The sequence below is a fragment of the Halorientalis brevis genome, assembly GCF_023077655.1.
This window is the reverse complement of sequence record NZ_JALLGV010000009.1, coordinates 22296-34553: the sequence shown is the minus strand read 5'-3', so window position 1 is coordinate 34553 and position 12258 is coordinate 22296. Positions and strand designations below refer to the sequence as shown.

Here is a 12258-nt window from a genome sequence, read left to right as displayed (position 1 = left end):
GCCATCTTCCATCGCCTGCTGATCACACTCACGGCACTCAGTGAGTCACAATCGGGGAGGCAGGAGAAATCGGACGGCCCAGTTCGGGCTCAGGCTGGGCCGGGAGAGACGACGATCGTCCGGTGGTCACTGTCGGCTTTCACGTTTCGTCCGACCCCGCCGAGATGCTCGCGGTGGTCGCCGTGTTTTCCCACGACGATCGCGTCCGCGTCGATTTCGTTCGCGTACGCCACGATGTCCCGTTCGGGAATCCCGTGGCACACGTCCGTCTCGACGTCGAGACCCTGCTTGTTGGCCTGATCAGCGACCGCTGCGACGCACTCGTGCCCGTGGTCCTCCGCCTGAATACAGGCCAGTTCGCTCGTGCTGAGCGCCACCTCCCCGTACTCGCGTCGATCGACGACACAGAGCACGTGGAGCGGCACGTCCCGCTCGCGCGCGAGTTGGATGGCCTGCTCGCCTGCCTGCATCGCGTGCTGGCTCCCGTCAGTGGCAAGTAAAATTCCCGCCATGGTATCCTATACCACACATCTGGACTTATCTATTTCCACCTTTCAATCGGCGGCGACGTTCAGAGGGCGGCGTCATCGGACGACCGTGACGGGGACGTCCGAGCGTTCGACGAGGCCTTTCGCAACGCTGCCCAGGAAGCGCTCGGCGTGTTCGGAGTGGCCCCGGTGACCGACGAAGAGCGCGTCGAAGCCCTCCGCACTCGCGACATCCGAGAGCTGTTCGACCGGATCGCCGTAGAGCAGTTCGGTCCTCAGTTCCACGTCGCGGTCGGCTGCGAACGCCACTGCGTCGTCGAGGATTCCCTGGCCTCTGTCTTCGGCGTCCGCGATGTTCTCGATGATGAGGCGTCGCTCCGCGTCGGCGAGGTCGGCGACGGGTTCGATCCCGCCTTCGGTGTAGACGTCCGGGTCGACCACGTGGACCGCCGTGATCGAAGGGGCGTGGCTCATCGCCTCGCCGAGTTCGAACGCGTAGTCGAGCGTTCGCTCACTTTGCTCTGAGCCGTCGACTGCGACTGCAAAGTCCATACCCTCACATACACCAGCAGGACGAATAAGGAAGTGTCACGGCTCGTGTGACAGAAACTGAGTCACCAGGAGTGAGTCATCAACCAGCCTCCGAGGGCGTCAGGGCGTCCGATGGTATGCGAGAGCGCCGTAGCCACCCCCAGGCCGAGCGCGGAGAGCACGGAGCCGAGCAACGAGAGCACGACGAAGCCGCCACCAGACGACTCCAGACAGGGTCTGTACAGTCAGCAGTTTACTGCACACACGCGTCTCCTCGTCGGACACGTCAAGCGCCTCTCGGTCAAGTGGTCAGCTCGGCTGTCCCGGACCGGGCACTGGGTCGGGCCTGCATAGAATTCCCATCGAACCGCGGGTAAGGGGTCTGTTACTCCGAGTACCCCTCTTGCAGGAACGTGCCTTCCGTTTCGTACATCGCCAGCAACTCCGCGATGAGTTCCTCGTAGGTCTCGTCTTCCTCTAGCTGTAGATCGAGCCGGTCTCTGAGTTCGTCACTGATTTCGATCGTGTGCGTCATGCCGATCCCGGGGACGTCGGCGGTCGTCCCCAGTTCCCTTCGACGCCGAGGCACAAAAACAGGATGGCGCCGAGCACGGAACGAGTCGTCCCTCGGTCCGTCGTTACGTTCGCGCGCCGATAGGAATGACGTAGAGCGGCCGTTGGGCTTGGGGTGCGTCCACCAGTTCGCGGACGCGCTCGTCGCGAAATGCGCCGACGGTGACCATCGCGAGGTCGAGCGACTCCGCCTGCAAGTACAGATTCTCCCCGACGTGCCCGGCTTCCATCGGCACGTAGCGTTCTTTCCCGCGAGGCCCGTACTTCGCCGTCGTCCGCTCGTCGTCGGCACAGACCACCACGTCGATCGCGCCCTGTCCGACCCATTCCTGATCGAGTGCGGCCGCACGCAAGTCCGACTGTCGGTTGCCCGTCGCAAGCCGTTCGAGTCCGTGTCTCTCCACGTCGTAGCGGTAGACGCCGGCATCGAGTCCTGCGACGCCGGGGTCGCCCACGACGACGTACAGTTCGAGCGGATACGTCGCTCCGGCGCTCGGGGCGGCCCGATGGCCCGTCGACGGCTCGGTGATCCCCTGCGCCGCCCACAGCAGTTGGCTGACAGTCGCGAGATCGAGCGGGTCCCGCCTGTAGGACCGTCTGGAGCGGCGAGCCGAGATCGCTGCTTCGACGGACGTGTCGCCCTCCCGTGACGGTTCAGGGAGTCTGATCCGGTTGCCGCCCTGCTGGGCTGCGGCGCGATCGAATCGGCGCAACAGGACGCTGAGAGCGACAGATCCGATCCCGAGAGCGAACGTGCGGAGCAAGTCCTGTCGCGAGAGTCGCGTCGGTGCCATAGTCGACCTCTCCACGAAGCAGCCCAAAAGTGTAGTCACCAGTGGGTTGGCGACCGTTTCCGAACTGGGCACGCGCGTCGGCGGGATTACTTTGGGCCCTGGTGTGGTAGACGGTACCGGTCGACATGTACCAGACAATTCTGCTTCCCACGGACGGGAGTGCCGGCGCGGCGGAAGCGATCGCTCGCGCACTCGACCTGGCTCGCGCGACCGACGCGACGCTTCACGCGCTCTCGGTCGTCGATACCGGGGCCGAACCGCCTGGGGTGTCCGACGCCAACCGCGCGGAGTTCCGGGAGAAAGCGCGCACGCGCAGTCGGGCGGCCACGCAGACCGTCGACGAACACGGCCAGAAACTCGGGGTCGACGTCGTCGAGGCGGTCCGGGAAGGCGTTCCCCACGAGGCGATCCGGGAATACGCCGACGAACACGACGTGGATCTGATCGTCATGGGCACGCAGGGGTGGACCGGCCACGAGCGCGCCCGTCTCGGCAGTACGACCGAGCGCGTCATCACACTGGGCGACGTGCCGATCATGACCGTCCGCCTCGACGGCGACGTGACGGACCTCCCGACGGGCTACGGAATGTACGATCACGTCGTCATCGCGACCGACGGAAGCGACGAGGCAGCGCGCGCGGCAGAACCGGCCCTCGAAATCGCCGAGCACTACGGCGCCGACGTGCACGTGATCTACGTCGTCGATACAGAGACGTACGACCTGGAAGACGCGCCACGGAGTATCGTCGGCCTACTCAAGGAGGGCGGCCAGAAAGCGACGGAGACCATCGCCGACCTGGCTCGCGAACGGAACCTCCCAGTCGACGCCGACGTGTTGCGGGGCCGGCCTGACGAGGAGATCCTCGCGTTCGCCGACGGGGTGGAGGCCGACCTGATCGTCGTCGGCACACGTGGGCTGAGCGCAACGACGGACCGATTGCTCGGCAGCGTCACGGCACGCATCCTCGAACGGGCCGAAACGCCGGTCATGACGCGGTGACTGTGCGTCGAGAAGAGTGCATCAAAGTAACACTCACCGGTGCGACGAATGGAACAGTTACCGGGGCGACATGACGACGGATTCGAGCAGTTCGACCTGGACCGGCGTTTGACACCGCGGACAGGAAAAGGAGACCTCCATGTACATCGCCCCGTTCTTCGTGGAGCCGATGTCTTCGAGCGTGAAGTCGCTGTCGTCGATCGACGAGGCCAGCGTCGAATACGCGAAGCTGTGGTCACACGGGAGTGTGAAGGGGGCATCCGGCGTGTCCACAGGATTGTCGGGTGCTGGCACGGTGCTTCTAGACACTGGACCCCCCGGAAAGTTAAGATTTATTGATAGCACCTGGAGATGTGTCAGACGTTAATTACACCCAAAGTAATACGGAATGTGTACTCGTCGGTAACTAAACCATTACTACGGACCACGTTCGCGTCTCTGACTTCCACTCACGACGTATACGTCGTCATACGAAGTATTCACTCGAACTGGGCCGTCGGAATCGACATTCGGTCCCAGGACGCCACAGTGTAGGCCTGCCCGCGTCGCACGAGCTGGCCCTGGTAGCGACTCGCGCTCGTGAGCGACCCATCGTACCCACTCCTGCGGAGTGCCAAGAACTCGAAGGTGATGCGGCCGCCATCTCGCGTCTCGAACTCCGGCCCGACGATCTTGGTCGACAGCCCGTCCCAATCCAGCACGTGGTCCTCGATGAACGTGTTCACGGCTTGTTCGGGCGTGTTCGATTGATGCGGACCGGACATGGTGAGCGCAGTGTCTCCGGCAGGCCGACGGCTCCGTACCGAGTGCTACTCGCGTGTTTCGTCGCACCTCTCTTGAACGTCTCGACACAGTGCGCCTGAGAGACACACGCCCCAGAACCCCCATACGCGACAACCCCGGCTCCAGCGACTCACCGAACTGATAGCGAGTACTCGTGCGCGAAGAGCTGATTCGGACTTCTTCAGTCGATCGAACGGGCGTCGGCCCGTTAACAGAACTCCTGTGTCACGTACACCGTATCGTCCCCGCGGATCTCGATCCCGACGCCTTCGGCCTGCCAGGACGAGTGGAGGAGTCGCTCGCGTTGCTGTGGCGACTGCAGCCACTTGTCGACGATTCCGCGTGCGAGTTCCCGTTCGGTGTTGAAGAACTCCGTCCCGCGACTGGTATTGACGGGAGTGTAGACCTTCGTTTTGGCGACAGTCTCTCGGCCCACGGCCGTTGCGTTCTCGGCCTGGGACCCGTTACACTGGACAGCTCCGTTGGGGACCTGGGCAGAAGCGGCGCCACCGTCGGTTCTGCTGTGGGTGACGGTGTCCGCTTCGGCCATCGTTGCACTGTGATCGCTGGCGATGGCGGCGAGTTGCTGATCGTAGTCCAGTGGTGGGAGGCCGTGCTCGGCCCGTTCCTCGTTGACGAGTTCGTGAACGATGTGCGCTGTGCGGTTCTCGTTCAGCCGGCTGTTCTCCTTCGCTGTCGCCACGTCGGTACTCGACAGGAAATGTGCACCTGCGACCGCAACGAAGACGACGAGTGCCAGGACGGGAAGAAGTCGGTGGACTTTCATTGCTACCTTGCTGAGCCAGCGCCTCGCAGACTCCGTCGGCCGTGGTCGTCCGGACGCCGGCGGTCGTTGCGAATAAGTCCAAATCCGTCGCTTGTAATTCGACACCTGCATTTTCACGTTGTGAGAACGACTTTCGATTTCCGGCGCCCACGGGTGAGCGCTCTGTCGACGGTCAGTTCCCACCGGACGAGCAACCCACCAGCGGGCTGGTCGACCGAATAGCCGTACTGCACTCGACAGTTACAGGTACGCGTCGAAAATCGCGGCCAGATCGTCCTGGACGAGGTCGCGCATGGCGGCCGCTCGTGCTTCGCGTCGCGTGCGTTCGTCGAGATAGTTGCGTTCCGAGACGCCTGCATCTGTCGACCCCTGTGCATCGGCCACTGCCGCCGTCCCCGCTTCGATCTGGGGTCGCTGTTGACGGTACAGTCGGTACCACGTCCTGCGGCCCATCTTCGGTTTCGGCGCACCACCGTCGATCGTGACGGACGCACGGTCGCCCACGTCGCGGACCCATCGACGCGCGGTCTGCGTCGAGATCGGACCGTCGCGCTCCGGTGACGGGAACAGATAGCCGGCCCAGTCCCCGTCGCGGAGGGATCGAATCCGGTCGCGAATCGCCGCCACGCCGACCAGCAACTCCACTGTGTTCCGGGTTCGCCGAGCGTTCTTCCGTTCGCCTGCCTGGAACTCGATGTACGGCACGTCACCTTCGCCTTCCGGTGGGTCGAGGACCAACTGATCGACGTGCAGCTCACAGGCCTCGACTGGCCGGAGGCCCCAGCCAGCGAGTGCCAACAGCAAGAAGCGTTCGTCGTCGGTCGCGACGGCCAGCATCTCGTCGAGATCTGACGGCGAGAGTGCCGGATGATCGTATCGGGGTTCTTCGTCCCAGCCGAAGCGCTTCAGGAGATTCGCGGCCGGATTGTACACCGCCCGTCCCGTCTCTTCGAGGAAGGTGTACCAGTTTTTCACCACGGAGACGTACTTGCGCTTCGAACCGAGCGTCCCGAGCTCGTCGTCCAGCACGCGAAAGACTTCCTTGGCTCGCTGAATCTCGTCGGGTTTCTGTTGCTCGTCGAGCAGCGGCGACAGCAAGTCGTCGGCCCCGTGGACGTCAGAATACGTGGTCACGTAGGTCTTGAGTCGCGACCGCCGCGGGCCGACCGTCGTCGCTGCTCGACCCCTGTCGTGTTCGAGTTCGTGGATGTACTCGTCCAGCACGGTGATCGTCGGTTGGTGAGCGATCCCCCAGGGACTCTCGTCGTCGGCCCCCGACTCGGGTGGGAGATCGACGGCGTCGTAGAACTCCCCTGGTGAAAGGTCGTACTCACGACGGAGGCGCTCGACGAACCCCGAGTAGTGCTGCTTGAGCCAGCGATAGGACGGCGTTTCCCGTCGCGGATCGATGTCGGCGTCCGGGTCCGCGTCGATCGCCGGGACGATCTCGTCCCGATAGAACGACGCGAAGTCGTCGACGTCCGAGAACTGCGCGTACTTAGCCATCAGTAGTCGACGAAACGGCTGCTGTCGGTCGTCGAGTCGGGGCTGTGAACATGAATTTTGGTAAGTAGATGAACACAACCAGATAGCTTATTGGTTTTGGTGCGTCTTTGTCGGTGCGGACAACAACGAAACACGTCCGGACAGGGGGATTGCCGACCACGGGTATCGTGATGAGTCGGGGCGATCGACAGTTGGTACATACCAAACGAAACTATACCAGTCCGGTTCGTAACCACTCGTACATGCGAGAGTTCGTCTTCACGATCGAATACGAGGAGGGGGTCGACGAGGTGATGGACCTGTTCATCGAGAATCCGGAACTCCGCGCCAGAACGATGGCGGTCCACGCGACGAGCGAATCGATCTGGCGTCTCGCGCACGTCACCGGACCGAAAGAAGTGCTTGCGACGTTCGAGGACCTGCTCGGTCGCATCACCAACTGCAACGAGACGATCGGGATGTGTGGCTCGCCCGTCGTCGAGTGGGACTACGAGATCCTATCGAGTACCCCGAACAGCCGCATCGTCTACACGTGCCAGCAGGAGGGCGACGGTGTTCACTCGATCCCCCACGTCGCTGCGAAACACATCGGTGACGGACTCCTGATGCAAGCGGAACGCCGCGGCAATCAGTATCAGTGGCGGTTGCTCATCGACGACGAGGACACGGTCGGCGCCATTTACGACGAGGTCGACGCCGGGCTCTGTGATGGCCTTTCGATCACCGTCGAGCGACTGAGCGATCCGGAGTGCTGGACGGACACGGGATTCCACGACGATGACCTCCCCCCGGAGCAACAGGCGGCCCTCGAAGCCGCCGTGGAATACGGCTACTACGAGACGCCACGGCGCAACTCGCTCCAGTCGATCGCGGACACAATCGACGTTCCCACCTCCACGCTGCAGTACCGCATCACCCGCGCCGAAGCGTGGCTAGCGACGGAGTTCGTCTCGAATTCGCTCAGTGCCCGGCCGGACGATCACCCCGACGCAGAGGACGTCCAACTCGAAGCGTGACAGGCGGTCGCAACGCTCAGGACCGCACCCGAGTACTGTCGGTAGACACGTCTCGCTCGTGAAGTGAACACTGGTTGGCGTCAGTGCCCCTTCCCGATCGGTACCCGGCGGGTTCGGTCAGCGGCAATCCCAATTTTCCACCGTTACGTTCGGGATTGAGAACGTGTATCAGAGTTTGCGTGCTTCCTCTCAGGGGCAACTCACGGGTTTCCGCGCTGTCTCTATGTAAGGCGGAAAGTCGCAACAGCACGTCAGGAGCCAGGTTCGGTTCGTGGACGCGCAAACGAACGATCGGAAATAGCCTTCGTCAACACACGAAGACGAGAGCAATGTCCGTCAATGAGAAGCTGACCCGGTCGTTACTCTCCCGACATACCACTCCGTTCTTGGTGGAGCCGGTCGCAAGATGGCGATTCGATCTGGCTTCGCTGCCCATCTGTGTAGTGTGTGACCAATTCTAGAATCCTATGTCGAAACTGGTGACCGCATACAGGGAACCCAAACACACGCCGAAACTTCACTTTTTGAAATGGGTGCTGACGAGTCTGTGGAGGCAGCCAATGTTCTATCACGATAACGAGCTCCAGTACGAGGTCGAGGTCGAGGAGCCTGATCCGTACTACGCCAAGATGATGCAGCAGGCCATCGGCGGCATCGAGGGCGAGATGCGGGTCGCACTCCAGTACATGTTTCAGGCGTTCGGGACGCCAAAGAGCATGGGCAAGTACCGCGACCTGCTGATGGAGACGGCGACCGAGGAACTCGGCCACATCGAGATGATCGCCACCGCCATCACGAAGAACCTCCAGGGAGCGCCCGAGGATGTCAAAGAAGAGGTGGCGGACGGGAACCCGCTCATCCGGACGATGATGCAGGGCGGCCAGCCGCGACAGGCGCTCAGCGCCGGCATGCACGGACTCGCGACCGACGCGAACGGCGTCCCGTTCAACGGGAGCTACGTGGTCGCGAGCGGGAACCTCGCCGCCGACATGTACGCGAACATCGCGGCCGAGGCCACCGGCCGCCAGCTCGCCTGCCGACTGTACGAGATGACCGACGACGAGGGGATGAAAGACATGTGGGCGTATCTCATCGCCCGGGACACCATGCACCAGAACCAGTGGCACGCCGCCCTCGAAGAACTCGGTGATACCCTGCCCGTTCCGGCCAGTTTCCCCCAGGAGAAAGAAAACCAGAACGTCAACTACCAGTTCATGTCGACGTTCCGCGACCAGCGGGAAGACCCCGAGGAGCGGTGGACGCAGGACACCTCGATCGACGGCAAGGGCGAGTTCTCGTTCGGCTATCAACCCGGCGGCGGCAGCGGCCTGGTCGAAGAGGCGATCGAGGAGATGCACAATCACGCGAGTGGATCGGGCGGCGACAAGAGCATCGACGACCAATAGCCGTCTAGTCGATCGCCTAGACAACGCCGGATTCAGGGGGGTCCTTCCGGGCAACCCCCTGAATAACGGAGTTCGGGAACCGAGCTATCAGCGCCGAAACACAGCGTCGCATGCACGAAGGCAAGCAGACACGAGGGTAAGGCTGCATTTCAGATCACAACAACCCCCGGAGATCCCTGAAGAGAGACTGTACTGCAGCAGAGCCGCCGTTTCGGCCCCCCTAGCTGATGGTCGTCGCACTGCAATTATCGCGTCCCTATTCTTTGCAGCATCGCTCTTGAACGGGCTTATCGAGAGCAGGGCGCTGGTGGAGCGTACTGCCAGTTTATGAGGGACGACACCGAACGTGCGCCCTTCCAAACGCCACTTGGAAGTGGACGATCATGCCCCACCCCTCAGCAAAAGCGACGTACCGGCGTGTTGCACGCCACCGACGCCAGTCTGTCCTGACATACTTACGGGAAGCAGACGACCGAGTGGTACCGATCGACGAACTCGCTGACTACGTGGCGAGCCAAGAGTCCGAGTCGCTGTCCTCGCAACGGGACACGATCACTGTCGATTTGGCGTACGTCCATCTTCCGTTACTGGATGACATGGGCGTGATCGAGTTCGATCGCCGCTCCGAGCGTGTCCGGTTCGACGGCCACGCTGCGATAGATGAAGCAGGCGATGCAATTACAGCGAACCGAGGCGAAACTCCACGACTGTAGCCGTGCAGAGAGGTCAAAGCCGGCTGTGACGTCCCCACTGTCTCGGCCGTTCGTGATGTACCAAACGAACCCCCAATATCTCGACGCTCGTGGGTACGTGTACGAACTCAATGTCTGAATCGACTCGCACCAGCTGGCGCCCGAATGCCGACGACACTCACGTTGCCAGCGACAACGAGGAGACATCGAGAACTGAAGAGAGCCAACACTCCGACGAGGATCTGGTCTACGACGAGCAACACGGCGAGTGGATCGACCCCGAAACGGGGGAAGTGGTGAGCGAAGACGAGATCGACCGCGGGCCGGAGTGGCGCGCGTACGATGCCGCCGACCGCGACGAGAAATCCCGCGTCGGGGCGCCGACGACGAAGATGATGCACGACCAGGGGCTCTCGACGAACATCGGGTGGGCGGACAGAGATGCGAACGGCAACGCGCTGGGCACAGCACAACGCCAGAAGATGCGGCGCTTGCGCACCTGGAACGAGCGCTTCCGCACCCGCGACTCCAAAGAACGCAACCTGAAACAGGCCCTCGGTGAGATCGACCGCATGGCCTCGGCACTCGGGCTTCCGGAGACCGTCCGCGAGACTGGAAGCGTCATCTACCGGCGTGCGCTCGACGAGAACCTGCTCCCCGGCCGCTCCATCGAAGGCGTGGCGACCGCCTCGCTGTACGGAGCCGCCAAACAGGCGAACGTCCCCCGGTCGCTGGACGAGTTCCAGCGCGTCTCACGCGTGGCGAAACTGGAGCTCACACGAACCTATCGGTACATCGTCCGAGAGCTGAACCTGGAAATCCAGCCGGCAGAGCCTGCCCAGTATCTCCCGCGATTCGTCTCTGCGCTCGAGGCGAGTTCGGCCGTGGAGCGAACGGCCCGGAAGCTACTCGAACACTCGAACGCACAGATGGTTCACAGCGGCAAGAGTCCGGTCGGACTCGCGGCTGCTGCCATCTACGCCGGAGGCCTCCTCGTCGGTGAAGAACTCACCCAGGAAGCGATCAGCCAGGTGACCGACATCAGCGCAGTCACGATCAGAAGCCGCTATCAGGATTTCTTCGACGCCCTGGAGAAAGACGAGCTCCGGAATCTGCGGTCGGAAGCGACTGCATAGGCGGCCGACAGGCACGCGATCTATTCTGCAGTCGAGTCGAGCGATGGCGGTTCTGATGGGCATTCCAACTGATTGTCTTCTGGTCTCAGTGGCTTTGGGGTCAGATCACCGACGATGAGGTAGTCCTTGATCGGTTCGGGGTCTTCTCGCGTGGGTTCTCCCCCATCCCCCACTGCCGCAGCGCGTACTGTTCAGGAGTCGTTAGACCGCGTCTGTTCTCGAGTCGGTTCGGAGTCCACCGTTAGTCGAGATAGGCATCGAGAACGTCTGTGATTCGAACCTGCTGTTCGACGAGGAACTGCTCGCCCACCTCCGTGAGGGAGTACTCGTTCGTCCGTTTGTCGAGTGCCGTTTTCTCGACGAGGCCATCCGTAACCAGCGTGTCGAGATTCGGGTACAGCCGACCGTGGTTGATCTCCTCGTCGTAGACCGATTCCAGTTGGCGTTTGATCGCGAGGCCGTAGGGGTCTGTTCCTTCGGTTTCCAGGGTCGCGATCGCCAACAGCACTTCGCGCTGGAAGGTGCTGTACTCAGGGAACGTGTCGATTGCGTCCGGGGTAGGTGTCTTGGGGGTAGCCATAGTCGTCGTGTCATCGACCAGTGGATCATGACAGCCACAGACACTCACACTGTCTGTGCTGAATACATATCATCGACACTGGTCTTATCCCAAACATGTGAATCGCATAATTAGTACCTATCGCTTTCTTCGAGAAACGGGTGGATAGTTTCTACCCGTTTCTTGATATCGAACATGATCGAGCAATTTTACTTGGGCCCTGTGCAGGATGGAGAACGCCGAGAGACACGCGAACTGAGCAGTCTATCGCAGTCCACTGCCCAGCGATTCCATGACAGACAAAGTATTTAGCAGCGATGTCGGTACAACGAGGTAATGGCACCCAGTCGGAGACGAGACGTCAGGCCTCTCTTCGGGGCGCTGATCGTCGGGTTCGCGTTTTTCCTCCTCATCAACTACCTGAGTCTATTCGGTGTGGTGACCGTCGATTCCGATTTGCTCGTCATCTCTGTCGGGGTTGTCATCGGCTACGGCACTGCTCGGGTGACGAATCCACAGCGGTAACAGTACGGAAGCCGGGGCTTGCACCTCGAAATCTATGTGAGTCACTGGAAGCCAACGTCAGGATCAAAAGCCGGACACAGTGACGCTGACCAGCGGCTGTGTCTCATCGTAGTGGTCCCACGTACATCCCAGCTCAGACACCGAGAGCTCCCGTCGTCACGACGTGATCGAGAACGGTCGATTCGCAGCTAGTTTTCACAGGAACACGAGTCGCCGCGAGCCCGCAACAGAACTCCAATGAGACCGACCGTCAGTGCCGAGACGAGAACGCGAACGACCCCACCACCGATTGCTGCTGTCGTTCCACCTGCGACGGCAGCCCCCGCAGCACCGGTCGCCGCCGGTGCTGCGAAGAGACAGCAGAGACTGACTGTGCCACCAATGCCGAGGAGCGCCCATCGACCGCTCGTCTCGGACTCCGCCGATGGTTTCGCGGACGTCCCTGTCATCGTTTGCGCTGG

General features: G+C 61.9%; 16 protein-coding genes. 6 read left to right on the top strand and 10 right to left on the bottom strand.

Annotated features, from left to right (window positions below; translation table 11 throughout):
• Nucleotides 1–89: 89 nt before the first annotated feature.
• From MU553_RS19975 to MU553_RS19960, 4 genes are all read right to left on the bottom strand, one after another.
• The gene (locus MU553_RS19975; RefSeq protein WP_247381007.1) at nt 90–512 is read right to left on the bottom strand and encodes a universal stress protein; all 423 of its coding nucleotides are present in this window, start codon (nt 510–512) and stop codon (nt 90–92) included.
• Between the two features lie 72 nt (nt 513–584).
• Nucleotides 585–1040 carry a universal stress protein gene (locus tag MU553_RS19970; protein WP_247381005.1) on the bottom strand — a complete coding sequence of 152 codons (456 nt, stop codon included), beginning with the start codon at nt 1038–1040 and terminating at the stop codon, nt 585–587.
• Between the two features lie 364 nt (nt 1041–1404).
• Nucleotides 1405–1554: a DUF7557 family protein gene (locus MU553_RS19965; RefSeq protein ID WP_428222020.1), complete on the bottom strand. Its 150-nt coding sequence runs from the start codon at nt 1552–1554 to the stop codon at nt 1405–1407.
• A 103-nt stretch (nt 1555–1657) separates the two neighbouring features.
• A complete protein-coding gene (locus MU553_RS19960) occupies nt 1658–2386 on the bottom strand; it encodes a SagB/ThcOx family dehydrogenase (protein WP_247381001.1) in 729 nt (242 codons plus the stop codon).
• 125 nt (nt 2387–2511) lie between these two features.
• Between MU553_RS19960 and MU553_RS19955 the strand changes: the two genes are divergently transcribed.
• Nucleotides 2512–3387, top strand: coding sequence for a universal stress protein (locus tag MU553_RS19955; RefSeq protein ID WP_247380999.1), 876 nt, complete (start codon nt 2512–2514; stop codon nt 3385–3387).
• A 57-nt stretch (nt 3388–3444) separates the two neighbouring features.
• Here the strand turns inward: MU553_RS19955 and MU553_RS19950 are convergent, their stop codons facing one another.
• The 4 genes from MU553_RS19950 to MU553_RS19935 all read right to left on the bottom strand — a co-directional run bounded on the left by MU553_RS19950 (nt 3445) and on the right by MU553_RS19935 (nt 6463).
• Nucleotides 3445–3660: a hypothetical protein gene (locus tag MU553_RS19950; RefSeq protein WP_247380997.1), complete on the bottom strand. Its 216-nt coding sequence runs from the start codon at nt 3658–3660 to the stop codon at nt 3445–3447.
• A 206-nt stretch (nt 3661–3866) separates the two neighbouring features.
• Complete coding sequence (locus MU553_RS19945; protein WP_247380994.1) at nt 3867–4151, bottom strand: hypothetical protein; 285 nt, start codon at nt 4149–4151, stop codon at nt 3867–3869.
• 227 nt (nt 4152–4378) lie between these two features.
• Nucleotides 4379–4957 (bottom strand): CAP domain-containing protein, encoded by a 579-nt coding sequence (locus tag MU553_RS19940; RefSeq protein ID WP_247380992.1) that lies wholly within the window; start codon nt 4955–4957, stop codon nt 4379–4381.
• 240 nt (nt 4958–5197) lie between these two features.
• The gene (locus MU553_RS19935) at nt 5198–6463 is read right to left on the bottom strand and encodes an integrase (protein ID WP_247380990.1); all 1266 of its coding nucleotides are present in this window, start codon (nt 6461–6463) and stop codon (nt 5198–5200) included.
• A 242-nt stretch (nt 6464–6705) separates the two neighbouring features.
• On the opposite strand from MU553_RS19935, the gene MU553_RS19930 reads away from it, so the two are divergent.
• The 4 genes from MU553_RS19930 (at nt 6706) to MU553_RS19920 (ending at nt 10713) form a co-directional block, all read left to right on the top strand.
• A complete protein-coding gene (locus tag MU553_RS19930; RefSeq protein WP_247380988.1) occupies nt 6706–7479 on the top strand; it encodes a helix-turn-helix domain-containing protein in 774 nt (257 codons plus the stop codon).
• A 560-nt stretch (nt 7480–8039) separates the two neighbouring features.
• Nucleotides 8040–8885 carry a manganese catalase family protein gene (locus MU553_RS19925; RefSeq protein ID WP_247380986.1) on the top strand — a complete coding sequence of 282 codons (846 nt, stop codon included), beginning with the start codon at nt 8040–8042 and terminating at the stop codon, nt 8883–8885.
• 383 nt (nt 8886–9268) lie between these two features.
• Nucleotides 9269–9598: a DUF7344 domain-containing protein gene (locus MU553_RS23890; protein ID WP_428222019.1), complete on the top strand. Its 330-nt coding sequence runs from the start codon at nt 9269–9271 to the stop codon at nt 9596–9598.
• A gap of 110 nt (nt 9599–9708) precedes the next feature.
• Nucleotides 9709–10713 (top strand): transcription initiation factor IIB, encoded by a 1005-nt coding sequence (locus MU553_RS19920; protein ID WP_247380983.1) that lies wholly within the window; start codon nt 9709–9711, stop codon nt 10711–10713.
• 241 nt (nt 10714–10954) lie between these two features.
• On the opposite strand, the gene MU553_RS19915 is transcribed toward MU553_RS19920, so the two are convergent.
• On the bottom strand, nt 10955–11293 hold the full coding sequence (locus MU553_RS19915; protein WP_247380980.1) for a PadR family transcriptional regulator: 339 nt from the start codon (nt 11291–11293) through the stop codon (nt 10955–10957).
• A gap of 315 nt (nt 11294–11608) precedes the next feature.
• On the opposite strand from MU553_RS19915, the gene MU553_RS19910 reads away from it, so the two are divergent.
• Nucleotides 11609–11797: a hypothetical protein gene (locus tag MU553_RS19910; protein ID WP_247380977.1), complete on the top strand. Its 189-nt coding sequence runs from the start codon at nt 11609–11611 to the stop codon at nt 11795–11797.
• A 188-nt stretch (nt 11798–11985) separates the two neighbouring features.
• Here the strand turns inward: MU553_RS19910 and MU553_RS19905 are convergent, their stop codons facing one another.
• The gene (locus tag MU553_RS19905; RefSeq protein ID WP_247380976.1) at nt 11986–12246 is read right to left on the bottom strand and encodes a hypothetical protein; all 261 of its coding nucleotides are present in this window, start codon (nt 12244–12246) and stop codon (nt 11986–11988) included.
• Between the last annotated feature and the right edge of the window lie 12 nt (nt 12247–12258).